Source organism: Pseudomonas sp. 37 R 15 (genome assembly GCF_900004865.1).
Taxonomy (GTDB): Bacteria; Pseudomonadota; Gammaproteobacteria; order Pseudomonadales; family Pseudomonadaceae; genus Aquipseudomonas; species Aquipseudomonas fluorescens_AM.
In genome coordinates this window covers 493,353-518,451 of sequence record NZ_CVTV01000049.1, presented here as the reverse complement: position 1 = coordinate 518,451, position 25,099 = coordinate 493,353, and the positions used below count along the sequence as shown (strand labels likewise).

Genomic DNA, 25,099 nt, shown 5'->3' with positions numbered 1-25,099 from the left:
CCCGATAGCAGCGTGTCAGTCAGCTAATTTGTTGCTGATAAACCGCCATCGGGGGCAAGCCCCCTCCCACATTGAATCTGCGCCGTTTCAGCACATTCGTCCTGCGCCCATTACACGCTTTCCGGAGTTTCCCCATGACGGCCCATGCCGACCTTTCGCCGACCCTTCAACTCGCCATCGACCTGATCCGTCGCCCATCGGTCACGCCGATCGATGCCGATTGCCAGAAGCTGATGATGCAGCGCCTGGGCGACGCCGGTTTTGCGCTCGAGCCGATGCGCATCGAGGACGTGGATAACTTCTGGGCCACCCATGGCCAACATGACGGCCCGGTGCTGTGCTTCGCCGGCCACACTGACGTGGTCCCCACCGGCCCGGTGCAGGCCTGGCAGAACGATCCGTTCGACGCGCTGATCGACGAACACGGCATGCTGTGCGGACGTGGCGCGGCGGACATGAAAGGCAGCCTGGCCGCGATGCTGGTGGCGTCGGAGCGCTTCGTCAGGGATTACCCGGACCACAAGGGTTCGGTGGCTTTCCTGATCACCAGCGATGAAGAAGGCCCGGCGCACCATGGCACCAAGGCCGTGATCGAACGCCTGGCCGCGCGCAAGGAGCGCCTGGACTGGTGCATCGTCGGCGAACCGTCGAGCACCACCCTGGTGGGCGACGTGGTCAAGAACGGCCGTCGCGGCTCCCTCGGCGCTACCTTGACCGTACGCGGCGTACAGGGCCACGTGGCCTACCCGCACCTGGCGAAGAACCCGATCCACCTCGCCGCGCCGGCCCTGGCTGAATTGGCCGCCGAGCATTGGGATGACGGCAACAGCTTCTTCCCGCCGACCAGTTTCCAGATCTCCAACCTCAATTCCGGCACCGGCGCCACCAACGTGATTCCCGGCGACCTGACGGCGGTGTTCAACTTCCGATTCTCCACCGAGTCCACCGTGGAAGGTTTGCAACAGCGAGTCGCCGCGATTCTGGATAAACACGGCCTGGACTGGCATGTGGACTGGGCGCTGTCGGGCCTGCCCTTTCTCACCGAGCCGGGCGCATTGCTCGACGCGGTATCGGCCAGCATCAAGGCGATCACCGGGCGTGAGACCAAGGCGTCCACCAGTGGCGGTACCTCCGACGGGCGCTTCATCGCCACCCTGGGCACCCAGGTGGTCGAGCTGGGCCCGGTGAATGCGACGATCCATCAGGTCAACGAGCGCATCCTTGCCAGCGACCTCGATGTGTTGACCGAAATCTACTACCAGACCCTGATCAAGTTGCTCGCCTGATGCTGGCCTGCCCCCTTTGCAATGCCCCGCTCAGTGCGGTGGACAATGGCGTGGCCTGCCCCGCCGGGCACCGTTTCGACCGCGCCCGCCAGGGTTACCTCAACCTGCTGCCGGTGCAGCACAAGAACAGCCGCGACCCAGGTGATAATCTCGCCATGGTCGAGGCACGCCGTGATTTCCTCAACGCCGGCCACTACGCCCCGGTCGCCAGGCGCCTGGCCGAGCTGGCCGCTGAACGCGCGCCGCAACGCTGGGTGGACATCGGCTGCGGCGAGGGTTACTACACCGCGCAGATCGCCGACGCCCTGCCCCACGCCGACGGCTACGCCCTGGATATTTCCAGGGAAGCGGTCAAGCGTGCGTGCAAGCGCAACCCGGCGCTGACCTGGTTGATCGCCAGCATGGCCCGTGTACCGTTGGCCGACGCCAGTTGCCAGTTTCTCGCCAGCGTGTTCAGCCCGTTGGACTGGCAGGAAGCCAAGCGCCTGCTCAGCCCGGGCGGCGGCCTGATGAAGGTCGGTCCTACACGTGGCCATCTGATGGAGCTGCGCGAGCGCTTGTACGACGAAGTGCGCGCGTACACCGACGACAAGCATCTGGCCCTGGTGCCGGATGGCATGCACCTGGCACACAGCGAAACCCTTGAGTTCACACTGAGCCTGGCCGAACCCAGGGACCGCGCCAACCTGCTGGCCATGACCCCACACGGCTGGCGTGCCAGTGCAGAGCGACGCAGCGAGGTCATCGAGGCCGCCGAGCCGCTGCAGGTCACAGTGTCGATGCGCTACGATTATTTCGTGCTTCAATAAACTTTTTTCAGCATCCGCGAATGGATTTTCGAATCCCGCAACGAGGAACATCCATGCGCCAACCCGATATCGAGATTTACCTGAAGGACGCCGACGTCGACTACAGGGCCATCGCCGCCTGGCTGGGCGCCGCCCTGGGCCCATGCACCGACTGGGTCCAGAAGGGCCAGACCTACAAGTGCAAGGCCGGCAACGTACCAGTGACCTGGCTGCCAAAAGCCGTCGGCAAGTGGAACAGCCTGTACCTGGAAAGCGACCAGACCCCGTGGGACGACGACATCGCCTGCGCCCGCGCCGCGTTTGCCGCGCTGAACGTTGAAGTGCGCTGCGCACCGGGGACCTGGGTTGAGGAAGAAGGCGAGGAAAGTGCTGACCGCTGGATGCGCATCAGTGCGGACGGTGAAGAAGAAATCACCTGGAAAACGGCTTAAGGCGGTTGCAAGGCTCAAGCCTCAAGCCTCAAGCTGCAAGCTGCAAGCTGCAAGCTGCAAGCTGAAGCCAATCTGCTTGCAGCTTGCAGCTCGAAGCTTGAAGCTTGAAGCTTGCAGCTCGAAGCTTGTTACCTGCAGCTCGGCCTTACAGGCCGACCACATCCTCGGCCTGCAAGCCTTTCTCGCCCGTCACCACGGCGTACTCCACCTGCTGGCCCTCGGCCAACGAGCGGTGCCCGTCACCGCGAATGGCGCGGTAGTGCACGAACACATCCTTGCCATCTTCACGCTGGATAAAGCCGTAGCCCTTTGCATCGTTGAACCACTTCACATTGCCGGTTTCGCGCGTTGTCATCTGTTCACTCCCACTGGTTTTTATTATTGAGTCGCTGGCGTTGAACTGCCGAGTATAAGACACGCTCAAAAACCATCAACTCAACTTTACATCGCTGCTTTTTTGCCGATTTTCGGCGAATACGGCACACTACCCGCCCGAGCGCCTGCTCGGTTTTTTCCACTTGAAGCAGTTCGCCTATGACCCGCTCCCCGTTCCGCCGTCTGGTGTTTGGCACCTTGCGCCGACTGTTGTACCTCTGGGTTCGCTCGGAGACGATCAACCAGTCGTCCCTAACCCTTAACCTGGACCGCAGCCGGCCGGTGTTTTACGTCCTGCAATCGCCCTCCCTGACCGAATTGGCCGTGGTCGATGCCGAGTGCACCAAGGCTGGCCTGCCGCGCCCGGTGCTGCCGGTATCGGTAGGCCCGTTGATGGAACCTGCGGCGTTCTTCTACCTCACGCCGGAGCCGGACTGGCTCGGGCGCCAGGACAAGCGCGGCGCACCGCCAACCCTGACGCGCCTGGTCAACACCCTGAGCGAACATGCCGAAGAGAATGCACAAATCATTCCGGTCAGCGTGTTCTGGGGCCAATCCCCCGAAAGCGAGTCCAGCCCCTGGAAGCTGTTGTTCGCCGACAGTTGGGCGGTCACCGGGCGTCTGCGCCGGTTGTTGAGCATCCTGATCCTCGGCCGAAAGACCCGCGTGCAATTCTCCGCGCCCATCAACCTGCGTGAATTGATCGAGCACAATAAAGGGCACGAACGCACCGTAAGAATGGCCCAGCGCATCCTGCGTGTGCACTTTCGTAACCTCAAGACCGCCGTGATCGGCCCCGACCTGTCCCACCGGCGCAATCTGGTGAAGGGTTTGGTCAATATGCCCTTGGTGCGCCAGGCCATTGCCGATGAAGCCGAGCGCGAAAAGATATCGCCGGAAAAAGCCAAGGCCCTGGCCCTGCGCTATGGCAACGAAATCGCCTCGGACTACACCTACACGGCGATCCGCTTTCTGGAAGTGGTGCTGAGCTGGTTCTGGAACAAGATTTACGACGGCATCAAGGTCAATAACATCGAGGGCGTGCAACAGGTTGCCCAAGGCTACGAAGTAATCTACGTGCCGTGCCACCGCAGCCATATCGACTACCTGCTGCTGTCCTACCTGCTGTTCAAGAACGGCCTGACCCCGCCGCACATTGCCGCCGGCATCAACCTGAACATGCCCGTGATCGGCAGCCTGCTGCGCCGTGGCGGTGCGTTTTTCATGCGCCGCACCTTCAAGGGCAACCCGCTGTACACCTCGGTGTTCAACGAATACCTGCACACCCTGTTTACCAAGGGCTTCCCGGTGGAGTACTTCGTTGAAGGCGGCCGCTCGCGCACCGGTCGCATGCTGCAGCCGAAAACCGGGATGCTGGCCATCACCCTGCGCAGTTTCCTGCGCTCTTCGCGCATGCCCATCGTGTTCGTGCCGGTGTACATCGGTTACGAACGCGTGCTCGAAGGCCGCACCTATCTTGGCGAACTGCGCGGTGCGAGCAAGAAGAAAGAGTCGATCTTCGATATCTTCAAAGTCGTCGGCGCGCTCAAGCAGCGCTTCGGCCAGGTCGCGGTCAACTTCGGCGAGCCGATCAAGCTGGCGGAGTTTCTCGACCACGAGCAACCGGACTGGCGCGCCCAGGAACTGGGCCCGAACTTCAAGCCGGCGTGGCTGAATGAAACCACCCACCGCCTCAGCGAAAAGGTGGCCCGCCACCTCAACGAAGCCGCCGCGGTGAACCCGGTGAACCTGGTGGCACTGGCACTGCTGTCGACCACCCGCCTGGCCCTGGATGAACAAGCCATGGCCCGCCAGTTGGACCTATACCTGGCGCTGCTGCGCCGCGTGCCTTATTCACCCCACACCACCCTGCCGGAGGGCGATGGCCTGGCGCTGATCAAGCACGTCAAGGACATGGACCTGCTGTCGGAGCAAAGCGATGCCCTGGGCAAGATTGTCTATCTGGATGAGCAAAATGCCGTCCTGATGACCTATTACCGCAACAACGTGCTGCACATCTTCGCCCTGCCAGCCCTGCTGGCGAGCTTTTTCCAGAGCAGTTCGCGGATGAGCCGCGAGCAGATCCTGCGCTATACCCAGGCGCTCTATCCATACCTGCAATCGGAGTTGTTTATCCGCTGGTCATTGGAAGAGCTGGATGGCGTGGTTGACCAGTGGCTGGAGGCCTTTGTCGAACAGGGCCTGCTGCGCTTTGAAAACAACGTGTATCTGCGCGCGGCGCCGAGTTCGCGGCACTTTGTACTGCTGACCCTGCTGTCCAAGAGCATCGCCCAAACCTTGCAGCGCTTCTACATGGCGATTTCGCTGCTGCTCAACAGCGGCCGGAACAGCATCAGCGCCGAAGAACTGGAGGACCTGTGCACAATCATGGCCCAGCGCCTGTCGATCCTGCATGGCCTCAATGCCCCGGAATTCTTCGACAAGAGCCTTTTCCGACATTTCATCCAGACCTTGCTGGAGCAAGATGTGCTGCGCCGCGATGAAGCCGGCAAGCTGAGTTACCACGACCTGCTCGGCGAACTGGCGGAAGGCGCGGCGAAACGGGTACTGCCGGCGGACATTCGCCTGTCGATTCGCCAGGTGGCGCTGCATCGCGTCGATGGCGTGGCCGAGCAAGCGGTGGAACCTGCGCAAACCCGCTAGATTGAACAAGGCGCCGGGCGGTTTCCGGCGCCGTTGAAAAGGAGCTGCACCATGAAAAAGATTATCCTCCTGGGCCTCACCGCCCTGCTCGGAGCCTGCCAATCCATGCCCCCCGCCCCAAAGGCCAGCCTCGACGGCGAAGTGTTCTACCTGCAACGCATCGCACTGCCGCCAACCGCCACCTTGAGCGTCAGCCTGCAGGATGTGTCCTTGATGGATGCTCCCGCCGTAGTCCTGGCCGAACAGAAAGGCCCGATCAAGGGCCAGGTACCGCTGCCGTTTCACCTGAGCTATGACCCGGCGCAGGTCAAGCCTGGTCACAGCTACTCGGTCAGCGCTCGCATCGAGGTGGATGGCAAGCTACTGTTCATCACCACGCAGCGCCATGCAGTTCAACTCAACGGCCAGGACCCACAGCCACTGCGCTTGCGTGTCGACGCGCCAGCCCACTGAATTCAACCATAAGGAAGCGCCCATGCTCCGTAACCCTCTTCGCCTCACCGCCCTGTTCGCCGGACTGCTACTGGGCGCCAACGCCATGGCACTGGACCTTGGCAGCCTGTCCCAGGGCGACGCCAGCGGCGGCCTGAAGGATGCCTTGACCCAAGGCGCACAGATCGCGGTGAAACAACTGGGCACGCCCGGGGGTTTCAGCAATAACCCCGAGGTGAAAATCGGCCTGCCGGGCAAGCTGGGCAAGGTCGCTGACAAGCTGAAGATGTTCGGCATGGGCGATCAGGTCACCCAGCTGGAAACCAGTATGAACAAAGCTGCGGAAACCGCTGTGACCCAGGCCCAGCCGATCCTGGTCAATGCCGTGAAAAACATGAGCGTGACCGATGCCAAAGGCATCCTCAGCGGTGGTCAGGATTCAGCCACCCAGTACCTGAACACGAGCAGCCGCGAACAAATCCGCGCCAAATTCCTGCCCATCGTCAAGGCCGCAACCGACAAGGTCGGCGTGGCCCAGCAGTACAACGCGCTCGCCGGCAAGGCAGCGGCGTTCGGCGCAGTGGATGCCAAAAGCGCCAACGTTGAAAACTACGTGACCGAACAGGCACTGGACGGCTTGTTCAAGATGATCGCGCAGCAGGAAGAAACGATTCGCAAGAATCCGGCAGCTGCCGCCACCAGCCTTGCCAAGAAAGTGTTTGGCGCCTTGTAAACACCTGTGGGCACCCGAGCAGGTGGGGAAAGATCACCTGCCCGGGCCCACTGACTTACTGCACCGTTAAAACAACTTGCCGGCCAGCCCGCCAAAGATCACTGCGCCCAGTGGCATCACGCTCAAACCGAACTTGATCGAGCCGCCACCGCCATGACTGTCATGCCTGGGTTTGCAATTGTCATTGCAGTCATCTGCTGGTGGTTTGGGTTTGGCGCAGTTGCCCCCGCCAAAGCTGCTGTTGACCGAAACGCTCAACGATTTACCGATGAATAGTCCCATTGGTTGCTCCTTGAATCATCAGATTTGAGATCCGGCCAGCCGGCGTGAAGTCCGACGGGCCGGATACCTGTAATCAGGTAGTCCATGAGTGGCGAAACCTTAAGAAACGTTCCTCGCCATAACCATCGTCATTCCTGTTTAACCCTGAACCACGCCGCGTAAAGCGCCGGTAGAAACAGCAGCGTCAGCGCCGTCGCCACAATCAACCCGCCCATGATTGCCACCGCCATCGGCCCGAAGAACACACTGCGTGACAGTGGAATCATCGCCAGTACCGCCGCGAGTGCCGTCAGAACGATCGGCCGGAAGCGGCGGACCGTGGCTTCAATAATCGCCTGCCAGGGCGTCAGCCCCGCCTTGATGTCCTGTTCGATCTGGTCCACCAATATCACCGAGTTACGCATGATCATCCCCGACAGGGCAATAGTGCCGAGCATGGCCACGAAACCAAACGGCTGACGAAACACCAGCAGGAACAACGTGACGCCAATCAAGCCCAGGGGCGCGGTCAGAAACACCATCACCGTGCGTGAGAAGCTGCGCAGTTGCAGCATCAGCAAGGTCAGCACTACCACGATGAACAATGGCACGCCGGCCTTCACTGAGTTCTGTCCGCGCGCAGAGTCTTCAACCGTGCCACCGACTTCCAGCAAATAGCCGTCAGGCAACTCGGCGCGCACGTCTTCCAGGGTCGGGAGGATCTGCTGGACCAGGGTCGCGGGTTGTTCCTTGCCGTAGATATCGGCGCGCACGGTCACTGTCGGCAGGCGATTACGGTGCCAGATGATGCCTTCTTCAAAGCCATACTCGAGGGTTGCAATCTGCGCCAGGGCCACACTTCTACCGTTATCGGTCGGTACCGCCAGGCTTGGCAGCAGCGACAACTCGGTGCGTTCATGGACGGTGCCGCGCAGAAGAATCTCGATCAACTCGTTGTCCTCCCGGTACTGGCTGACGGTGGCGCCGGTCAGGGAGCTTTGCAGGAATTTCGACAGGTTGGCGGTGCTCACGCCAAGCGCCCGGGCGCGGTCCTGGTCGATATTCAGATAGACGATCTTGCTCGGCTCTTCCCAGTCCAGGTGCACATTGACCACGTGGGCATTCTCGCGAACCCTGGCCGCGACTTTGCGCGCCAGGGCGCGGACTTCTTCGATGTGCTCACCGGTCACGCGAAACTGTACCGGGTAGCCCACGGGCGGACCGTTCTCCAGGCGGGTAACGCGCGAACGCAGGTCAGGAAACTGTTCGTCAAGGGTTCCAATCAGCCAGGTGCGCAGGTTTTCGCGTTCTTCGATGGTGTGTGCCAACACCACAAATTGCGCGAAGCTGGCAGCCGGCAGTTGCTGGTCGAGCGGCAGGTAGAAACGCGGCGAACCGGTGCCCACGTAGGCCACGTAGTTGTCGATGCCGGCGTGTTCCTTGAGCAAGGCCTCGAGGCGTTTGACCTGGTCGGCGGTGTTGCTCAGGGAGGCACCTTCGGCCAGTTTCAGGTCGACCATCAGCTCCAGGCGACCCGAGGCCGGGAAGAATTGTTGCGGCACGAAACGAAACAACCCGACCGCGCCGACAAACAGCAACAGGGTCAGGACGATCACGGTCTTGCGCCGACGTACACACCACTGCACCAACCGTCTTACACGCTGGTAGAAGGGCGTGCCATAGGGGTCCGGACCGTCGGTGCCGTGCTTGGCCGCATGTATTTTCGCCAGGTCCGGCAGCAGCTTTTCGCCCAGATACGGCACAAACACCACCGCAGCGACCCATGAGGCCAGCAGTGCAATGGTCACCACCTGGAAGATCGACCGGGTGTACTCGCCGGTACTCGATTGCGCGGTGGCAATCGGCAAAAAACCCGCGGCGGTGATCAACGTGCCGGTCAGCATGGGGAAGGCGGTGCTGGTCCAGGCAAAACTTGCGGCCTTGATCCGGTCGAAGCCCTGCTCCATTTTGATCGCCATCATCTCCACCGCGATGATCGCGTCATCCACCAGCAAGCCCAGGGCCAGCACCAAGGCACCCAGGGAGATTTTGTGCAGGCCGATGCCGAGGTAATACATGCTGGCGAAGGTCATGGCCAGCACCAGCGGAATCGCCAGGGCCACCACCATGCCGGTGCGGACGCCCAGGGAAAAGAAGCTCACCAGCAACACGATGGCCAAGGCTTCGGCCAGTACCTGGACGAATTCGCCGACGCTGGTCTTCACCGCTGCCGGCTGGTCCGAGACCTTGCGCAACTCCATGCCTGCCGGAAGGTTCTTCTGCAAGCGTGCGAATTCACGCTCCAGTGCCTTGCCCAGCACCAGAATGTCGCCGCCATCACGCATGGCCACGGCCAGGCCAATGGCGTCGGCGCCCATGTAACGCATGCGCGGTGCCGGTGGGTCGTTGAACCCACGCTGGATATCGGCGACATCGCCGATCCGGAAGGTTCGGTCCCCCACCCGAACAGGGAATTTACGGATTTCTTCCACGCTCTTGAAGTTGCCCGACACCCGCAACTGCACCCGTTCGCTCGGGGTTTCAAAGAAGCCGGCGGTCGACACCGCGTTCTGCTCCTGCAAGGCTTGCTGCACAGCGGCCAATGGCAGGCCGAGGGTGGCGAGCTTGAGGTTGGACAGCTCGATCCAGATCTTCTCATCCTGCAGGCCGAGCAGCTCGACCTTGCCCACGTCCGGCACCCGCTGCAGCTGAATCTGGATACGGTCGGCGTAGTCCTTGAGCACGGCGTAGTCGAAACCGTCACCGGTCAAGGCGTAGATATTGCCGAACGTGGTGCCGAACTCATCGTTGAAAAACGGCCCCTGGATATCCGCTGGCAAGGTCTGACGGATATCGCTGATCTTCTTGCGCACCTGGTACCACAGCTCGGGAATCTGCGCCGAGTGCATGGCGTCGCGGGCTATGAAGGTCACCTGGGACTCGCCGGGCCGCGAGAACGAGACGATGCGCTCGTACTCGCCGGTCTCCATCAGTTTCTTTTCGATGCGCTCGGTGACCTGGCGTGACACTTCCTGGGCGGTTGCTCCTGGCCAGTTGGTCTTGATCACCATGGCCTTGAAGGTGAAGGGAGGGTCTTCGCTTTGCCCCAGTTTGGTGTAAGACAAGGTGCCGACGACCGCCAGCAGGATCATCAGGAACAGTACGATCTGGCGATTACGCAACGCCCACTCGGAAAGATTGAAACCCATCGGGGACTACTCCTTGGCCGCCAGATTCACCACGCGGTTGGCGCGATCCACCGGGCGCACTTGCTGGCCCTCATGGAGCACATGCACACCCGCCGCGACCACCCAGTCGGTGGGCGCCAGGCCTTCGAGTACCGGCACGTTCTTCTCGCCAAATGCGCCGATGCGCACGGGGGTGCGCTTGAGGGTGTTGTCCGGCGCCACACGCCAGACATAAGACGCGCCGTTCTCCGCACTCAGGGCAGACAGCGGCACCGACAGAGGCATCACACCGTTGATCGGTATGAATACCCGAGCGCTCTGTCCGAGTTCTGCAGGGACTTTGCCGCCAGTGAACGCCACCCGTGCAGCGAAGGTGCGCGACTTCGGATCGGCGGCGGGCGACAGCTCGCGAATGCGTCCGGCAAAGCGTTGATCCGGCTGACTCCACAGCTCAACCGATACCGGCTGGCCGATCTTGAAGCGGCCGAAGCCTTGCTCCGGCAGGCTGATCAGTACTTCACGCTCGCCATCGGTGGCCAGGGTGAACACGGTTTGGCCGGCGGAGACGACCTGGCCCACTTCAACCGCACGCTTGGCGACAACACCGTCCTGGGGCGCACGCAGCACGGCATACCCGGCCTGGTTGCTGGACACGTCGAACTCAGCCTTGATCTGCTTGAGGCGCGCAACACCCGCTCGATAAAGATTTTCGGAATTGTCGTACTGGGATCGGCTGACCATCTGACGGTCCATCAGGGTCTTGTAGCGGTCACGCTCGGCGCGCACCAGGCTCAGGTTGGCCTCGGCGCCAGCCACCTGGGCACGGCTGGCTTCCAGTTGCAGGCGCACATCCTGGGGGTCGAGCTCGGCCAACGGCTGGTTGGCCTTGACCCGCTCGCCCTCTTCCACCAGGCGCTTGCTGACTTTGCCACTGATGCGGAAAGCCAGGTCCGGCTCATAGCGGGCGCGCACTTCACCGGGATAGCTGTCCATCGACTGCGCCAGGGGCTGGGGTTGCACCACCATGGCCGGGCGGGGGGCAGTGGGGGCCGCTTCTTCATGGCCGCAGGCGGCCAACAGGAAGATCAGGCTGACAGGCAACGCAAAGGGCAGGAAAGTGCTGCGCATGCTGTGGGACCTTTCGCAAATGAGGCTTGGAATAATTATACTGGCCGGTATGTTATTAATACCAAACTCACCAGTCCAGTATTAAAGGTGAAAATGTCCGACAATCCTGTGAACACCCCTAGTCCCGGGCGCCCCAAGGACATGGCAAAACGCCAGGCAATCCTCGAGGCCGCCAAATCGTTGTTCCTGAGCAAGGGTTACGCGAATACCAGCATGGACGCCGTCGCGCTTGCGGCCCGGGTATCGAAACTCACCGTCTATAGCCACTTCACCGACAAGGAGAACCTGTTCACCGCAGCGGTGGTGGCCAAGTGTGAAGAGCAATTGCCGGTGATGTACTTCGAGCTGCCTGCAGGCATGCCTGTGGAGACCGTGCTGCTGAACATCGCGCGGGGCTTCCATCGGTTGATCAACAGTGAGGAGTCGGTGAACCTGCATCGCTTGATGATGACCACCGGCAATCAGGACGTAAAACTCTCACAAATCTTCTTTGAAGCCGGCCCCATGCGCATGCTGCAAGGCATGGAGCGCCTGCTCGGCAAGATTGACCAGGGCGGCGCACTGAGCATCGACAACCCCTTCAAGGCCGCGGAGCACTTTTTTTGCCTGCTCAAGGGCACGGCGAATTTCCGCTTGCTGTATGGCTGCGGCGGGCAACTGAGCGAAGAAGCTGCCGAAGAGCATGTTCGGGAGGTAGTGGGGTTGTTCATGCGGGCGTATGGGAGGGGGGCAGCCGCAAGCGTTTAGCTGCAAGTGAAAGGCGCCTTTGCTTGCAGCTTGCAGCTTGCAGCTTGAGGCTTGAGGCTTGAGGCTTGAGGCTTAAGGCTTGAAACCTAAACCTTGAGCGCCTTCTTGGGATAAATGTCATAACGACTGGACTTGCCCTCCAGCGCATGGCTCGGTTTGGGCCCGTCAATGCACGGTGCCTTGCGCGGGCGCTTGACCACCACGCGGTGGCTGGCCAGGGCCAGGGCCGCCGCGAGCAAGGCCGGTGCATCCAGGTCATCACCGACCAGTGGCCGGAACAGGCGCATTTCCTTCTTCACCAGGGCGGTTTTCTCGCGGTGCGGGAACATCGGGTCCAGGTAGATCACTTGCGGCGGCTCGCCTTGCCAATTGAGCATCACATCAATGGCATTGCCCTTGTGCAGCTTCATGCGCGCCACGATCGGTGCCACGTCAAAATCCTGCGCGGCGCGTGCCAGGCCGTCTTCAAGCAGCGCACCAATCAACGGCTGACGCTCGATCAGGCTCATCTCACAGCCCAGACTTGCCAATACGAATGCATCCTTGCCCAAGCCCGCCGTGGCGTCCAGCACACGGGGACGCACGCCTTGGGCGACGCCCACCGCCTTGGCGATCATCTGCCCGCTGCCACCGCCATATAAACGCCGGTGCGCCGCGCCACCTTCGACAAAGTCGACCCGCACCGGGCCCGGCGCGTCCGGCCCGAGCTGTTGCAATTGCAGGCCCTGTTCCCCGACCTGCAGGGAAAAATCCGCCGCATCGAGTTGCACAGGCAAGCCCAGCAGCGCAGCCCACTGCTCGGCGCGGGCCTGGAATTCTTCGGCCAAGGCCTCGACCCGAATGCGGCTGGCCGCTGGTTGTTCGCTCATCAATCGCTACGCTCGAAAATATTAAGGATCGGCCAATACCGGCCGATAAAAACAACAGTCAGGTATTTTGCCAGAGCTGAGCGTCGACCGAGAAAAATGTCAGACATTCTTCCCCTAACTATCGGTGTACTGCCGACCCACAACCACTACGGCCTGCGCAATACTCAAGCGCTGGCCGGGGTGAGCCATGTGTGGCAGGACTTCTTCGCCCGTGCCCTGGCCGAACAGCTCGGTGCTACGCCGGGCGCGCTGGCCGCCACGGCGCCTGCACCGCAGGATTCGGCGGTGGAACCCAGCGAAGGCGCCGACCTGCTGGCGCAGATCCTCACCCAGCGTGAGTGTGACGTGAAAGACACCGAGGTCGCCCCGCCTGAGCCGCTGTTCCTGCCGATTGCCGAATTCGAGACCGAGCTGCTGCCCCCCGCGCCCGCGCCGTTCCCTGACGAAGAGATCATCGCCCAGCAACGCCAGCAGCATTTCGAAAGCGGCTGGGTACGCCCGATTGTCCTGAACGCGGGCCAACCCGTCGCTGAACCCGGCCCGGCGCCGCAACCCCGCCCGCTGCAGCTGCCGATTGCCGAGTTCGAGCTGGACTTGCTGCCACCGCCCGCGACCCCGTTCACTGAACAGGATCTGGTCGAACAACAGAAGGCCCTGGATTTTGACTACCACTGGGCACGCCCGTTGATCGTCAACAACTTGCGCCTGGCCGCCTGACGCTTAGCGGCACACCCACCAGCGCCCCATATCCAGATGAAAATGGTTACGGTGTGCGGCGTTGTAGTCGGGGCTCAACACCCCGTTGAAAGCGTTACACGCACTGTCACGCACTTGGCGCAGAAACCGTGCGTCAGCGCCGTCGCCCGGCCAATCCTTGAGCACACTGATACGGCGTCCATCGGCCAGGCGAAACCCGGCGATATCCAGGGCATTGGCCGAGGCGTGCTGACTGAGGCGGCCTTCGGCGCGGTTGTAGATATTACGACAGGCAAAACTGCCCAGGTGGTCGACCCGCGTCACCGCTTCGCCATAGATCGCCTGAGCCGCCGGCTGCAGGCTGTGCCGCTCGAACAACGCAAAGGCTACGGCCAACGGGCAACTGGCCAGAAAACTGCTGCTCAAGCCCACCTCTCCGCCCTGTACCCGCAACGTGTTGCGCAACGGGCAGGCGGCGTCGGGGGCTGAGTCCGCCTGGCGGATCACCCGCAACCCCGAGGTTTTCAGCACCTGGTCGCACAGCAACGGATCATCCTGCAGCCGCCCCAACTTGTAGCGCGTCAACAGGTTCGGACTGGCGCGCACATCCAGCGGTGCCCAGGGGTTCCACTCGTCCGGCACCGGCACCCAGCCCCGCCATACGCCCACCGCAACAGCGCCACCGAGCAGCAGCAACGTGCCCATCCATCCGATCGATCGCACGGCTTAGCCCTTGAAGAATTGGTTGGCCTGATCGAACGGCATCTTGCGCTCGGTAAAGGTGAAGGTGCCCAACCCGTAGACCTCCTGTGCCGCCCGATAGAACTCGCCGTAGGCCGCCAGGGCCAGGGCCGAGCCCACGCTGATGCGGCGCACGCCCAGTTCGCTCAACTGCGCGACGCTGAGGTTCAAGCCACCGGACATCAATACATTCACCGGCTTGGGCGCGACGGCCTTGACCACCGCCAGCACTTGCTCGGCACTGCGCAGGCCCGGCGCATACAGCACATCGGCGCCCGCCTCGGCGTAGGCTTGCAGGCGGCGAATGGTGTCGGGCAAATCCAGGCGGCCATGCAGGAGGTTTTCTGCGCGAGCCGTCAGCGTGAAGGGAAATGCCAGGCTGCGGGCGGCAGCAACGGCAGCCTCGACGCGCTCGACGGCCAGGTCGAAGGGGTAGATTGGGTCGGCGGCAACGCCCGTGGCGTCTTCGATGGAGCCACCGACGATACCGGTGGCGGCAGCTCGCAGAATGGTCTGGGCACAGCCTTCGGGGGTGTCGCTGAAACCGTTTTCCAAGTCAGCGGCGACCGGCAGCGCAGTCGCCCGGACGATGCTGCCGGCATTGCCCAGGGTGTCCTCCAGCGACAGCGCGCCTTCGGCATCCGGCCGCCCCAGGCTGAACGCAAAGCCCGCGCTGGTGGTGGCCAACGCTTCGAAGCCCAGGCTGGCAAGCATGATGGCGGAACCGGCATCCCACGGGTTGGGCATCACAAAGGCACGGTCACGCGCGTGCAGGGCTTTGAAGCTTTCGGCGCGAAGGGTTTGGGCATCCATGACGGGCTCCTGGCGGGGAAAAGAGCCCTAGAGTAACCCCAGTTGCTCCGCCACGGGTTCTCGATGCAAGGTCGGCAGCGGCGCAAGCCCCGGCAAACGTGCCATCAGTTGGTCATGGAAACGCAAGGCCAATTGGGCAGCGAGGCGGTTGTCCGAGGTGTGCAGGAACATGTAGGGGGTGCGCCCCTCTTCGATCCAACTGGCGATCTTTTCAACCCAGGGCATCAGGAACGGATCGTTGGCTTCAAGCTCGGGGTGCCCGATAAAGCGCACTTGGGGACATTGAGTCAACGCCGCCGGACGCGGGGGCACCCTGGGCTTTTTCGATTGGGCATGCAGGACGGCCGCCGAGGTGGAGGTGCAACTGAACAGCGCGCGCGGATCGAGACACACGCGCTCGACGCCACGGTCACGCAACAGGCGGTTGAGCATGCGCTCGGCCTCGCCTTTGGCGAAGAACTCATCGTGACGCACTTCAACCGCCAGTGGACGATCAATGCCATCGAGGAACCCGGCCAACTCACCGAGGCGGTGCGGGGTAAAACCCTTCGACAGTTGCAGCCACAACGGCGACACACGCTCGCCCAGCGGGCTCATCAAGCCGATAAAACTTTCCGCCGCCGGCAGTTGTTCGCGCAAGTCACCGGCATGGCTGATATCACCCGGGAATTTGGCGGTGAAGCGAAAGTCATCGGGCATGATGTCGGCCCAGCGCTGCACGGTCGCGGCCGAGGGTCGAGCATAAAAAGTGGTGTTGCCTTCAACGGCGTTGAAGACCTGGGCGTAGAGCCCGAGGTAATCGTTGGAACGTGCATCGGCGGGGTACAGGTACTCGCGCCAGGCGTTTTCACTCCAGGACGGGCAGCCGATGTAGTAAGGCAGGCGCATCAGATGTGGATATCGAGACCCAGCACTTCCATATCCCATTCGACAAAACCGGCGGTGGTCAGGTAGCTGGCCAGGGCCGTCGCTACGCTTTTGCTCATGGAGCGGGGGAAGACCATGTCTTGCTGACGGGCGGGAAGACCGCTGATACGAGCTTGGGTACCGGCCTGCGCGTCGGATTGGACTTCAATGAAGTCCGGCGAGTCCTCGACCAAATCGTCCACCGTAGCGTTCGCCTTGCGCGGCTTACGCTTGATCGGGTACGACTGTGAGGAAAAGCCATCAATACGCATAGGCGCGAACTCGCTATCAGTAATGGCATTTTAGTGGCGCGATCCGTAGCGCGCAAATGCTCTGGTGATAACTAGAACACATAATTGGTAAAAGGTTTAAAAACCGGTGCGAATTCTGACGATTGGCGAAATTTAACTCAAAATGCCATCATCTTTGGCGTCAAATAATCCCGCGTTCCGCCTTGGTTTGCGCGACCTTGTCGCGCAAGTACACCGGCGCCGCCTGATCTGCCGCGATGGCCTCGCCACGCTCGAATGCAAAGCGCGCCAAGGTCAGCAAATCCTCTGCATGGGGCAGCATCGTGGCGTCCTGGCCAGCCAGTTGGACACCGATCCGCGCCCCATATCCCCAACCGGTGCCAGCGCCGAACCAATCACCGAGCGCATCGTCGGGCAGTACGGATGATTCCGGTGCCTGCACCGCTTCCACGCCGACCAGGCGCATCTCGCCCGCCGTCTCGCGGTAGCAGCCCCAATACACTTCATCCATCCGCGCATCGATCGCCGCCGCCACTTGCGAGGCGCCATGTTCACGCAGCGCACGTTGGGCCAGTACCGCCAGGTTGGAGACCGGCAATACGGGACGCTCCAGCGCAAACGCCAGGCCCTGCACCACGCCAATGGCAATGCGCACGCCGGTAAACGCGCCGGGGCCACGGCCGAAAGCGATGGCATCCACGGCGGCCAGGCTGGTGCCGGCGTCTTCCAGCAGTTGCTTGATCATCGGCAACAGCTTCTGCGCGTGCAGGCGCGGGATCACCTCGTAGTGGCTGGTTACTTTGCCATCGTGCAGCAAGGCAACCGAGCAAGCTTCAGTCGCGGTGTCCAGGGCCAGCAGGGTGCTCATGGGTGTGGATGTCCAAGTCGAAAAAAGTGCGCCAGTATAAACAACAACGGCCCGCAAGCGGGCCGTTGTCAATGCAGCCGATCAACGCATCAGCTCAGTGCTTGCAGCACCTTGGCCGTAATCGCCTCCACGGAGCCGACGCCAGGGATGTGGCTGTATTTCGGCTTGCCCTGGGCAGCGGACAGCTTCTGGTAGAAGTCCACCAGCGGCTTGGTCTGGGAATGGTAGACCGACAGGCGATGACGCACGGTTTCTTCGGTATCGTCTTTGCGCTGTACCAGGTCTTCACCGGTGACATCGTCCTTGCCTTCAACCTTCGGCGGGTTGTAGACGACGTGGTACACGCGGCCCGAGCCTTCGTGAACGCGACGACCGGCAATGCGCTGGACGATTTCTTCGTCCTCAACGGCGATTTCCACCACGGCGTCCAACTCGACACCGGCTTTGACCAGGGCTTCAGCCTGGGGAATGGTGCGCGGGAAGCCGTCGAACAGGAAACCGTTCTTGCAGTCTTCCTGGCTGATGCGTTCCTTGACCAGGTTGATGATCAGGTCATCGGAGACCAGGCCACCGCTGTCCATCACGCTCTTGGCGATCAGGCCCAGTTCGGTGCCGGCCTTGACGGCCGCGCGCAGCATGTCGCCGGTGGAGATTTGTGGAATGCCGAATTTTTCAGTGATGAACTTAGCCTGAGTACCTTTACCGGCCCCGGGAGCTCCCAGCAGAATGACGCGCATCGATGTGCTCCTCAATTTTTTATAGAGATGACGCTCGGATTCGCCGCGTGGGGCCAATCTCGTAAAAATGTGGTTCCAGGCCGATCAAACGGCCAAAGGCTGATCAAGATACACAGCAGGCCCTTGCCACACAAGCCGCCAAAAGTAGGAGAAACCCGCGCCAGGCCTGCGTCGGCCAACGGGTTTGCCTGAGCGCAACCCTGCCCCTCAAACAACGACCGCCCTTTTCAGGGCGGTCGTCGCCGTTCATTCGCAAGCCGTTGAGAACACGCGAAAAACCTCAACCGGTGTTGCGCAAACCTGCAGCAATACCAGCGACGGACACCAGCAACGCCTGTTCCAGAGGGCTGTCTTGCGCCGCTTCGCGTTGGCGCGAGCGTGCGAGCAATTCAGCCTGCAACAGATGCAGGGGATCGAGGTAGGTGTTGCGCAGGCGGATGAACTCCAGGGTGTCCGGACTGTGGGCCAACAGTTGCGACTGGCCGGTCAGGCCAAGCACCACCTCACAGGCCTGCGACAATAGGTCGCGTAAATGCGCGCCCAGTGGCAGCAAGTCCGGCTGCACCAGACGCTCATCATAGAGGCGGGCGATATCGGCGTCGGCCTTGGCCAGCACCATTTCCAGCATATCGATGCGCGTGCGGAAGAACGGCCACTGCTCACGCATCTGCCCAAGCAACTCACCCTCGCCGCGCTCCAGGGCCTTGCTCAATGCCGCTTCCCAGCCGAGCCAGGCGGGCAGCATCAAGCGGGTCTGGGTCCAGCCGAAGATCCAGGGAATCGCGCGCAGGCTTTCAATACCGCCGGCACGCCGCTTGGCCGGGCGGCTGCCCAACGGCAAACGGCCCAGCTCCTGCTCCGGTGTGGACTGGCGGAAATACTCGACGAATTGCGGATTTTCCCGCACCACCGCGCGGTAGGCGCTGACACCGTCGGCCGCCAATTCGTCCATCAAATGACGCCAGGCCGGTTCCGGCGGCGGCGGTGGCAACAGCGTGGCTTCGAGCACCGCCGCCAGGTAGAGGTTGAGGTTCTGCTCGGCAATGTCCGGCAGGCCGAACTTGAAGCGGATCATCTCGCCTTGTTCGGTCGTGCGGAACCGCCCCGCCACCGAGCCCGGCGGCTGCGACAGAATCGCCGCATGCGCCGGGCCACCGCCACGGCCAACGGTGCCACCACGACCGTGGAACAACAGCAATTCCACTTGCTGCTCACGGCAGATGTCCACCAGGCGTTCCTGCGCCCGGTACTGCGCCCAGGCGGCAGCGGTGGTGCCGGCGTCCTTGGCCGAGTCCGAATAGCCGATCATCACTTCCTGCGGGCCTTGCAGCCGCGCGCGATAGCCCGGCAGCTGCAACAACCGCTCCATCACCGGCCCGGCGTTATCCAGGTCGGCCAGGGTCTCGAACAGCGGTACTACGCGCATTGGCCGCTGCACGCCGGACTCTTTGAGCAGCAGTTGCACCGCCAGCACATCCGAAGCGGCACCGGCCATGGAAATGACATAGGAGCCCAGCGACGCGGCCGGTGCCGCGGCGATTTCCCGGCAGGTGTTCAAGACTTCCGCCGTGTCCTGCGACGGCTTGAAATAACCTGGCAGCAGCGGTCGACGATTGCCCAGTTCTTTGCTCAGAAAGTCGATGCGCGCTTCTTCGTCCCAGTCCTCATAACGTCCGAGGCCAAGGTAGTCGGTGATTTCGCTCATGGCCGAGGCGTGACGCGCGGAATCCTGGCGCACATCCAAGCGTACCAGGAACAGGCCAAAGGTCACGGCGCGGCGCAGGCAATCGAGCAACGGGCCGTCGGCGATCACGCCCATCCCGCACTCATGCAGCGACTGATAGCACAGCTGCAACGGGCCGAGCAGGTCGCGATTGTCCTGCAACACCTGCGCCGGTGCCGGTGTATTTTCCTTTAGCGAGGAATGGGCCCACTGGCGCGTGGCGCGCAGACGTTCGCGCAACTGCTTGAGCACCGCACGGTAGGGTTCGACGCTGTCTCCCGCCTGGGCCTGCAAGGCCGCACTGGCCCGTTGCATGGACAACTCGGAGGCGAGTTGATCGATATCGCGCAGGTACAAATCCGCCGCCATCCAGCGCGCCAGCAGCAATACTTCACGGGTGACCGGCGCCGTGACGTTCGGGTTGCCGTCACGGTCGCCGCCCATCCACGAGGCAAATCGTATCGGCGCAGCCTCAAGCGGCAGGTGCAGACCGGTCGCGGCATGCAAGGCCTGGTCGGCCTTGCGCAAATAATTCGGGATGGCCTGCCACAACGAATGCTCGATGACTGCAAAGCCCCATTTGGCTTCATCCACCGGCGTAGGCCGCACGCGACGGATTTCCTCGGTGTGCCAGGCCTCGGCGATCAATCGTTGCAAACGTTCACGGATTTGCTCGCGCTCGGCGCTGGTGAGATCACGGTGATCCTGCAGCGCCAGTTGCGCGGCGATCGCGTCGTACTTCTGGATCAGGGTGCGACGTGCGACTTCGGTGGGGTGGGCGGTGAGCACCAGTTCGATCTCCAGCCGCGCCAAATGGCGCGCCAGGGATTCATCGCTGTGCCCTTCACTTTGCAGGCGCGCCAACAGTTCGGGCAATACGCGGGACTCGAAGGGCGCCGGCTGCGATTCATCGCGCCGGTGAATCAACTGGTACTGCTCGGCAATGTTGGCCAGGTTGAGGAACTGGTTGAAGGCCCGGGCTACAGGCAGCAGTTCGTCTTCCTGCAGTGGGTTCAGACTCGCGCTGAGTTCATCGCCCGCGCCGCGCCGGTCAGCCTTGGCGCCTTTACGGATCTGCTCGATCTTGTCGAGAAAATCATCGCCGTACTGTTCTCGAATGGTGTTGCCCAACAGTTCACCCAGCAGGTGAACATCCTCACGCAAGCGTGCATCGATATCACTCATCAGCCAATCTCCAGCCAGAAATCCGGGACGCGCAGGTGTTCCAGAGTGCCGTCGGCGCAGGTTTCTGACAAGACACTTTAAACCTTGCCGCTTGCAGCTAGTCTCAAGATCAAGTCGCCGCGTTATCCACACCGGTGGCTGGACACTCATTATTGAGGTTGCCATGAAAATTCGAGACCTGCCCCAGCATTGGGAAGAGACCGCCAAGGGTCAACTGACCAAAACCGAATACGCCATTCATCTGGATGTGGAGGCCGCCGCGAGGCTGGCCGCCCTGGCCGAGATGTACCCCAAGCGTCACGCCGAAGAGCTGCTCGGCGAGCTGATCGGCGCCGCCCTTGAAGAGCTGGAAGCCAGCTTCCCTTACGTGAAAGGGCAGCAGGTGATCGCCACCGACGAGGAAGGCGATCCGCTGTATGAAGACGTCGGCCCCACACCGCGATTTCTGACACTGTCACGCCGCTATCTGCATGATTTGTCAGCCGGTGCTGACGAACAGAAGCACTGATCACAGTTTCCTCCATTCCAATTTAACCCTTGTATTCCGGGCTTTTCAGCGGCCCGGAGTACCGTTGTGCGTGCTGAAAGTTCCAATTTTCTTAAGCTGACCGATCAGTCAGATATTTTTTTAGGCAAATCGCCATCTTCGCTGAACTTTTGAAAAAAGCCTCCGGTCACAGCCAGTAAGCCATCACTTGGAACGCTCGTTTGAACTGGCGTCATGTGCTTCGCAGCCGGGCCCGCAAACGAACACCACGATGGATTTTGATGTTTTTCAGGAGTTACCCAATGGAGTTGAAGACGATGAAGACCAGCACTGCCAAATCCTCGTTTAACCACCTGCGCGGGCTTAAATTGGCCGCGCTGGCAATCGGCACCAGCTTCGTTCTGGCAGGTTGCGCCGGTAACCCGCCGACCGAGCAATACGCAGTGACCCAGTCTGCGGTCAACAGCGCGGTCAGCGCCGGCGGCACCGAGTTCGCAGCCGTGGAAATGAAGTCGGCCCAGGACAAGCTCAAAGAAGCTGAAATCGCCATGCACGACAAGAACTACGACAAAGCCCGTATGTTGGCTGAACAAGCCGAGTGGGATGCTCGTGTCGCTGAGCGTAAAGCCCAGGCTGCCAAGGCCGAACAAGCGGTGAAGGATTCCCAGAAAGCAGTTGACGAGTTGCGTAAGGAAGGCATGCGCCCGGCTGCTATCCAGCAGAAGTAAGCCGCTGCCCCTTGATTGCATCGCACCTGATATCGAATTGAAAGGACGACACGACTATGCGTAAACAATTGATGATCCCTGCCCTGTTGGCGATGAGCGTTGCCTTGGCAGCCTGCTCCACCCCGCCGAACGCGAATCTGGAAAACGCACGGACCAACTTCACGGCCCTGCAAACCAACCCGCAGGCTACCAAGCTCGCAGCGCTGGAAACCAAAGACGCCAGTGAATGGCTGGACAAGGCAGACAAGGCCTACCGCGACAAGGAAGACGAGAAGAAAGTCGACCAACTGGCTTACCTGACCAACCAGCGTGTAGAAGTGGCGAAAGACACCATTTCCCTGCGTGAATCCGAATCCAAGCTGAAAAACGCTGGCGACGAACGTGCCCGCGCCCTGCTGGACGCCCGTGACGCGCAGATCAAGCAACTGCAAAACAGCTTGAACGCCAAGCAAACCGATCGCGGCACCCTGGTGACTTTCGGTGACGTGCTGTTTGCCACCAACAAGTCCGACTTGAAGTCCAGCGGCCTGGTCAACATCACCAAGCTGGCTCAGTTCCTGCGCGACAACCCGGACCGTAAAGTGATCGTCGAAGGCTACACCGACAGCACCGGTTCCGACTCGTACAACCAGAGCCTGTCCGAGCGCCGTGCAGCTTCCGTACAGCGTGCACTGGCCCAGCAAGGCGTGGATATTTCGCGCATCGTGACCCAGGGTTACGGCAAGGAATATCCGGTTGCCGACAACGGCAGCGTCTCCGGCCGTGCGATGAACCGTCGCGTTGAAGTGACGATCTCCAACGACAACCAGCCAGTCAAGCCGCGCTCGTCCGTTGCTAACTGATTGATTGAAGCGGCATAAAAAACCCACCTCACGGTGGGTTTTTTTTGGGCTCGTCGAACTGTACGGTACGACCGGTATCATCAGCCGGCATTTGAATCTGCGCACCCGCCTGCTTATCTACCTGGCTATCAAGCCTGCTGCGGCGAGCAGCTTCCTGTTCAATCGCCACATGCTGCCTTGCCATGATCAGCATATTTTCCAGCACTGGAATCTTGAATTCCATCCTCGCCTCAAACCGTGTGAGTGACAACGCTTTGTGTGGTATCTGACGAAATAAGGTTCCAGGCATTCCTGCCAAGACCGACGACTGACCATCTGATACACAAAAAAAACCGCCCCTACAGGCGGTTTTTCCCAGCAGCTTGATCAGTTGCCGATTTGGCCTGAACCTTGATAGTCCGGCTGCTGGATCTGGCCCTGGCCCGCGCTCTGCCCACCGCTTTGGCCATCTTCCGCGCCTTGAGCGCCTTGAGCGCCTTGCGCACCGTCGGCTTTCTGCGCGAGCAGCTTCTTCAGCAGCTCCTCCAACGCCTTGAGGGGAGCCTCCCCACCGGCACCACTATTTTCCTGGCTGCCTTGAGAGCCTTTCGCTTTAAGGTTCTGGATCTGATTTTGTACATCTTCAATCTGCTTGTCGAGGCCTTGAGAGCCTCCCTGGCTATTGCCAGCGCCGCTCGCACCACCCATGCCGCCCATGCCACCCATGCCACCCATGTTTCCGGCACCCGACATTCCGTTGATTCCTGCCATAAATGCTCACCCCTATCAATGAATAAAATGGGCCGATCAGCAGCGCTAATCAGCCCATAATCTGTGGTGGATGAGTCAGGATGGTTCCGCCCAGCCCAATGACTGACCGGCTTTAAATCAATAATCCGTACGAGTGGCGGCACTTTCCCACGACGGGCGAGCAGCATTCATTGTTGCAATTGCGGGGTTTCTTGCCCGATACAGCGCACTGCCTGTTTCTTGTTGTTCACCAGTACGCCGCTCAGGCCTTTCTGGTCGGTATCGAACATCACCAGCACGCCCTCCACGCACTGCGCCACTTGCGCGGCAGGGGTCAGTGAAACCTTGTAGTCCTCACCCGGCACGGTCTTGAGCATCGTGAATTCACTGAGCAGCAGCGCATCTTCCGGCTTGGCGAAGTGCAGGTAGCCGTAGTACCACAAACAACCGACCGTACCGATAATGGTGCCGATCCCCGTGAGAATCAGCGGGATCATGTTGCGCTCTTCACTCATTGCGGGCTCTCTGATGGGTCAACTTTAGAAAGGGGGTAATTCGGAATTTCGCCCAGACGCCGCAGGCCGTTGAAATGCTGCGGGTCATCCAGGTAACGCAGCATGACGGTCTGCCAGGTCTTGTCGGCAAACGTCTGCACATGCCCGCCTCGCGTCAGCTGCAGCACCCTGGGCGGTGGCGCGGCTTGATACAGGCGTAGGCCGTTGGACACAGGCACAATCGGATCATCCAGGCTGTGAAACAGCAGTTTGGGAACGCCCGTGAGCTGGGGCATGGCGTTGATCGCGCTGTCGGCGTCGGGCACCAGCCAGGACAGAGGCACCTGCAACGGCCATGTTAACCAGGATGTGCTCAGGGCAAATTGTCCCACGTCACGATAACTGGCAGGCACACCATCCAATACCAGGGCCTTGAGCCGGGATTGGCGCTCGGGGTGAGCGGCCAGATAATGCACGGCCAAGGCGCCGCCCAGGCTCTGGCCAAGCACTACCAACGGCTGCCCCTGGGCTTCGGGCGCCTGATCCAGCCAGCTGAAGGCAGCGTCCACGTCCTGATAGATTGCCGGCAATGACGGCTTGCCTTGCGAAAGCCCATAACCGCGATAGTCAAGCAACAGCACCTGGTAGCCCTGCTCCGGCAACCACCAACTGCCGCCCAGATGCCACGCCAGGTTGCCACCGTTGCCGTGCAGGTGCAGCACAGTGCCTTTGAGGGGCACGCCAGGCTTGGCCGGCAGCCACCAGGCGTGCAGTTTCACGCCGTCGGCGGTGGTGAGGGTGACGTCGCGATACGCCAGGTGGGCTTTTTCCGGCGTGAACGGCAGGCCGGGCTCCGGGTAGAACAGCAGGGCGCTGCAGCCGTTCAATGTCAGTAGCAGGCACAGAATGCCGAGGATTCTCATCCGTTGAAGCCTCGTGAGTGAGATGAAATTGGCGAGCTTGGGAGATCCCAGGT

The 25,099-nt window shown here is 61.4% G+C and carries 27 protein-coding genes; 11 read left to right on the top strand and 16 right to left on the bottom strand.

Features of this window, described 5'->3' with window-relative positions; translation table 11 throughout:
* The first annotated feature begins 134 nt into the window (after positions 1 to 134).
* From dapE to BFQ04_RS17735, 3 genes are read left to right on the top strand one after another with little or no spacing between them, the layout of a single operon-like run.
* The gene (gene dapE / locus BFQ04_RS17745) at positions 135 to 1,286 is read left to right on the top strand and encodes a succinyl-diaminopimelate desuccinylase (RefSeq protein ID WP_065951926.1); all 1,152 of its coding nucleotides are present in this window, start codon (positions 135 to 137) and stop codon (positions 1,284 to 1,286) included.
* Entirely contained in the window at positions 1,286 to 2,095 is an 810-nt protein-coding gene (locus BFQ04_RS17740) for a putative RNA methyltransferase (protein WP_065951925.1), read from the top strand. Before dapE ends, BFQ04_RS17740 begins: the two co-directional genes overlap by 1 nt.
* A 53-nt stretch (positions 2,096 to 2,148) precedes the next feature.
* Complete coding sequence (locus BFQ04_RS17735; RefSeq protein WP_065951924.1) at positions 2,149 to 2,526, top strand: hypothetical protein; 378 nt, start codon at positions 2,149 to 2,151, stop codon at positions 2,524 to 2,526.
* 145 nt (positions 2,527 to 2,671) lie between these two features.
* On the opposite strand, the gene BFQ04_RS17730 is transcribed toward BFQ04_RS17735, so the two are convergent.
* Positions 2,672 to 2,881 (bottom strand): cold-shock protein, encoded by a 210-nt coding sequence (locus BFQ04_RS17730; protein WP_065886074.1) that lies wholly within the window; start codon positions 2,879 to 2,881, stop codon positions 2,672 to 2,674.
* Between the two features lie 179 nt (positions 2,882 to 3,060).
* Here BFQ04_RS17730 and plsB point away from each other — a divergent pair, with 179 nt between their 5' ends.
* From plsB to BFQ04_RS17715, 3 genes are read left to right on the top strand one after another with little or no spacing between them, the layout of a single operon-like run.
* Positions 3,061 to 5,565 (top strand): glycerol-3-phosphate 1-O-acyltransferase PlsB, encoded by a 2,505-nt coding sequence (gene plsB, locus BFQ04_RS17725; RefSeq protein WP_065951923.1) that lies wholly within the window; start codon positions 3,061 to 3,063, stop codon positions 5,563 to 5,565.
* Positions 5,566 to 5,616: 51 nt separating this feature from the next.
* Positions 5,617 to 6,018, top strand: coding sequence for a YbaY family lipoprotein (locus BFQ04_RS17720; protein WP_065951922.1), 402 nt, complete (start codon positions 5,617 to 5,619; stop codon positions 6,016 to 6,018).
* Between the two features lie 22 nt (positions 6,019 to 6,040).
* A complete protein-coding gene (locus tag BFQ04_RS17715) occupies positions 6,041 to 6,730 on the top strand; it encodes a DUF4197 domain-containing protein (RefSeq protein ID WP_065951921.1) in 690 nt (229 codons plus the stop codon).
* Positions 6,731 to 6,796: 66 nt separating this feature from the next.
* Here BFQ04_RS17715 and BFQ04_RS17710 read toward each other — a convergent pair whose 3' ends face one another.
* The 3 genes from BFQ04_RS17710 to BFQ04_RS17700 form a co-directional block, all read right to left on the bottom strand.
* Positions 6,797 to 7,012, bottom strand: coding sequence for a hypothetical protein (locus tag BFQ04_RS17710; protein WP_065951920.1), 216 nt, complete (start codon positions 7,010 to 7,012; stop codon positions 6,797 to 6,799).
* A gap of 128 nt (positions 7,013 to 7,140) precedes the next feature.
* Positions 7,141 to 10,200 carry an efflux RND transporter permease subunit gene (locus tag BFQ04_RS17705; RefSeq protein ID WP_065951919.1) on the bottom strand — a complete coding sequence of 1,020 codons (3,060 nt, stop codon included), beginning with the start codon at positions 10,198 to 10,200 and terminating at the stop codon, positions 7,141 to 7,143.
* A 6-nt stretch (positions 10,201 to 10,206) separates the two neighbouring features.
* Complete coding sequence (locus BFQ04_RS17700) at positions 10,207 to 11,307, bottom strand: efflux RND transporter periplasmic adaptor subunit (RefSeq protein ID WP_065951918.1); 1,101 nt, start codon at positions 11,305 to 11,307, stop codon at positions 10,207 to 10,209.
* Positions 11,308 to 11,400: 93 nt separating this feature from the next.
* Here BFQ04_RS17700 and BFQ04_RS17695 point away from each other — a divergent pair, with 93 nt between their 5' ends.
* Positions 11,401 to 12,054: a TetR/AcrR family transcriptional regulator gene (locus BFQ04_RS17695; protein WP_065951917.1), complete on the top strand. Its 654-nt coding sequence runs from the start codon at positions 11,401 to 11,403 to the stop codon at positions 12,052 to 12,054.
* 86 nt (positions 12,055 to 12,140) lie between these two features.
* Here the strand turns inward: BFQ04_RS17695 and BFQ04_RS17690 are convergent, their stop codons facing one another.
* On the bottom strand, positions 12,141 to 12,923 hold the full coding sequence (locus BFQ04_RS17690; RefSeq protein ID WP_065951916.1) for a class I SAM-dependent methyltransferase: 783 nt from the start codon (positions 12,921 to 12,923) through the stop codon (positions 12,141 to 12,143).
* A gap of 96 nt (positions 12,924 to 13,019) precedes the next feature.
* Here BFQ04_RS17690 and BFQ04_RS17685 point away from each other — a divergent pair, with 96 nt between their 5' ends.
* Positions 13,020 to 13,640, top strand: coding sequence for an energy transducer TonB (locus BFQ04_RS17685; RefSeq protein WP_065951915.1), 621 nt, complete (start codon positions 13,020 to 13,022; stop codon positions 13,638 to 13,640).
* Positions 13,641 to 13,643: 3 nt separating this feature from the next.
* Here BFQ04_RS17685 and BFQ04_RS17680 read toward each other — a convergent pair whose 3' ends face one another.
* The 7 genes from BFQ04_RS17680 to ppc form a co-directional block, all read right to left on the bottom strand.
* Positions 13,644 to 14,324, bottom strand: a complete 681-nt coding sequence (locus BFQ04_RS17680) for an extensin-like domain-containing protein (protein WP_065951914.1) — start codon at positions 14,322 to 14,324, stop codon at positions 13,644 to 13,646.
* Between the two features lie 21 nt (positions 14,325 to 14,345).
* On the bottom strand, positions 14,346 to 15,173 hold the full coding sequence (locus BFQ04_RS17675; RefSeq protein ID WP_065951913.1) for an isocitrate lyase/PEP mutase family protein: 828 nt from the start codon (positions 15,171 to 15,173) through the stop codon (positions 14,346 to 14,348).
* A gap of 27 nt (positions 15,174 to 15,200) precedes the next feature.
* Complete coding sequence (locus BFQ04_RS17670; RefSeq protein ID WP_065951912.1) at positions 15,201 to 16,061, bottom strand: DUF72 domain-containing protein; 861 nt, start codon at positions 16,059 to 16,061, stop codon at positions 15,201 to 15,203.
* Positions 16,061 to 16,351: a hypothetical protein gene (locus tag BFQ04_RS17665; protein ID WP_065951911.1), complete on the bottom strand. Its 291-nt coding sequence runs from the start codon at positions 16,349 to 16,351 to the stop codon at positions 16,061 to 16,063. The genes BFQ04_RS17670 and BFQ04_RS17665 overlap by 1 nt, the downstream gene beginning before the upstream one ends.
* A 160-nt stretch (positions 16,352 to 16,511) precedes the next feature.
* Positions 16,512 to 17,198, bottom strand: coding sequence for a tRNA (adenosine(37)-N6)-threonylcarbamoyltransferase complex dimerization subunit type 1 TsaB (gene tsaB, locus BFQ04_RS17660; RefSeq protein WP_065951910.1), 687 nt, complete (start codon positions 17,196 to 17,198; stop codon positions 16,512 to 16,514).
* Between the two features lie 89 nt (positions 17,199 to 17,287).
* Complete coding sequence (gene adk / locus BFQ04_RS17655) at positions 17,288 to 17,935, bottom strand: adenylate kinase (RefSeq protein WP_003172225.1); 648 nt, start codon at positions 17,933 to 17,935, stop codon at positions 17,288 to 17,290.
* 280 nt (positions 17,936 to 18,215) lie between these two features.
* Complete coding sequence (ppc, locus tag BFQ04_RS17650) at positions 18,216 to 20,843, bottom strand: phosphoenolpyruvate carboxylase (protein WP_065951909.1); 2,628 nt, start codon at positions 20,841 to 20,843, stop codon at positions 18,216 to 18,218.
* Positions 20,844 to 21,006: 163 nt separating this feature from the next.
* Between ppc and BFQ04_RS17645 the strand changes: the two genes are divergently transcribed.
* From BFQ04_RS17645 to BFQ04_RS17635, 3 genes are all read left to right on the top strand, one after another.
* On the top strand, positions 21,007 to 21,351 hold the full coding sequence (locus BFQ04_RS17645; protein WP_065951908.1) for a pilin assembly protein: 345 nt from the start codon (positions 21,007 to 21,009) through the stop codon (positions 21,349 to 21,351).
* 281 nt (positions 21,352 to 21,632) lie between these two features.
* Positions 21,633 to 22,058, top strand: coding sequence for a DUF4398 domain-containing protein (locus BFQ04_RS17640; protein ID WP_065886057.1), 426 nt, complete (start codon positions 21,633 to 21,635; stop codon positions 22,056 to 22,058).
* A 56-nt stretch (positions 22,059 to 22,114) separates the two neighbouring features.
* Positions 22,115 to 22,900, top strand: coding sequence for an OmpA family protein (locus BFQ04_RS17635; protein WP_065951907.1), 786 nt, complete (start codon positions 22,115 to 22,117; stop codon positions 22,898 to 22,900).
* A 28-nt stretch (positions 22,901 to 22,928) separates the two neighbouring features.
* Here the strand turns inward: BFQ04_RS17635 and BFQ04_RS17630 are convergent, their stop codons facing one another.
* The 4 genes from BFQ04_RS17630 to BFQ04_RS17615 form a co-directional block, all read right to left on the bottom strand.
* Positions 22,929 to 23,123 (bottom strand): hypothetical protein, encoded by a 195-nt coding sequence (locus BFQ04_RS17630; RefSeq protein WP_065951906.1) that lies wholly within the window; start codon positions 23,121 to 23,123, stop codon positions 22,929 to 22,931.
* A gap of 143 nt (positions 23,124 to 23,266) precedes the next feature.
* Positions 23,267 to 23,650 (bottom strand): hypothetical protein, encoded by a 384-nt coding sequence (locus BFQ04_RS17625; RefSeq protein ID WP_175413292.1) that lies wholly within the window; start codon positions 23,648 to 23,650, stop codon positions 23,267 to 23,269.
* 167 nt (positions 23,651 to 23,817) lie between these two features.
* Positions 23,818 to 24,144, bottom strand: coding sequence for a hypothetical protein (locus tag BFQ04_RS17620; protein WP_065951905.1), 327 nt, complete (start codon positions 24,142 to 24,144; stop codon positions 23,818 to 23,820).
* Positions 24,141 to 25,046: an alpha/beta hydrolase gene (locus tag BFQ04_RS17615; RefSeq protein WP_065951904.1), complete on the bottom strand. Its 906-nt coding sequence runs from the start codon at positions 25,044 to 25,046 to the stop codon at positions 24,141 to 24,143. Before BFQ04_RS17615 ends, BFQ04_RS17620 begins: the two co-directional genes overlap by 4 nt.
* Between the last annotated feature and the right edge of the window lie 53 nt (positions 25,047 to 25,099).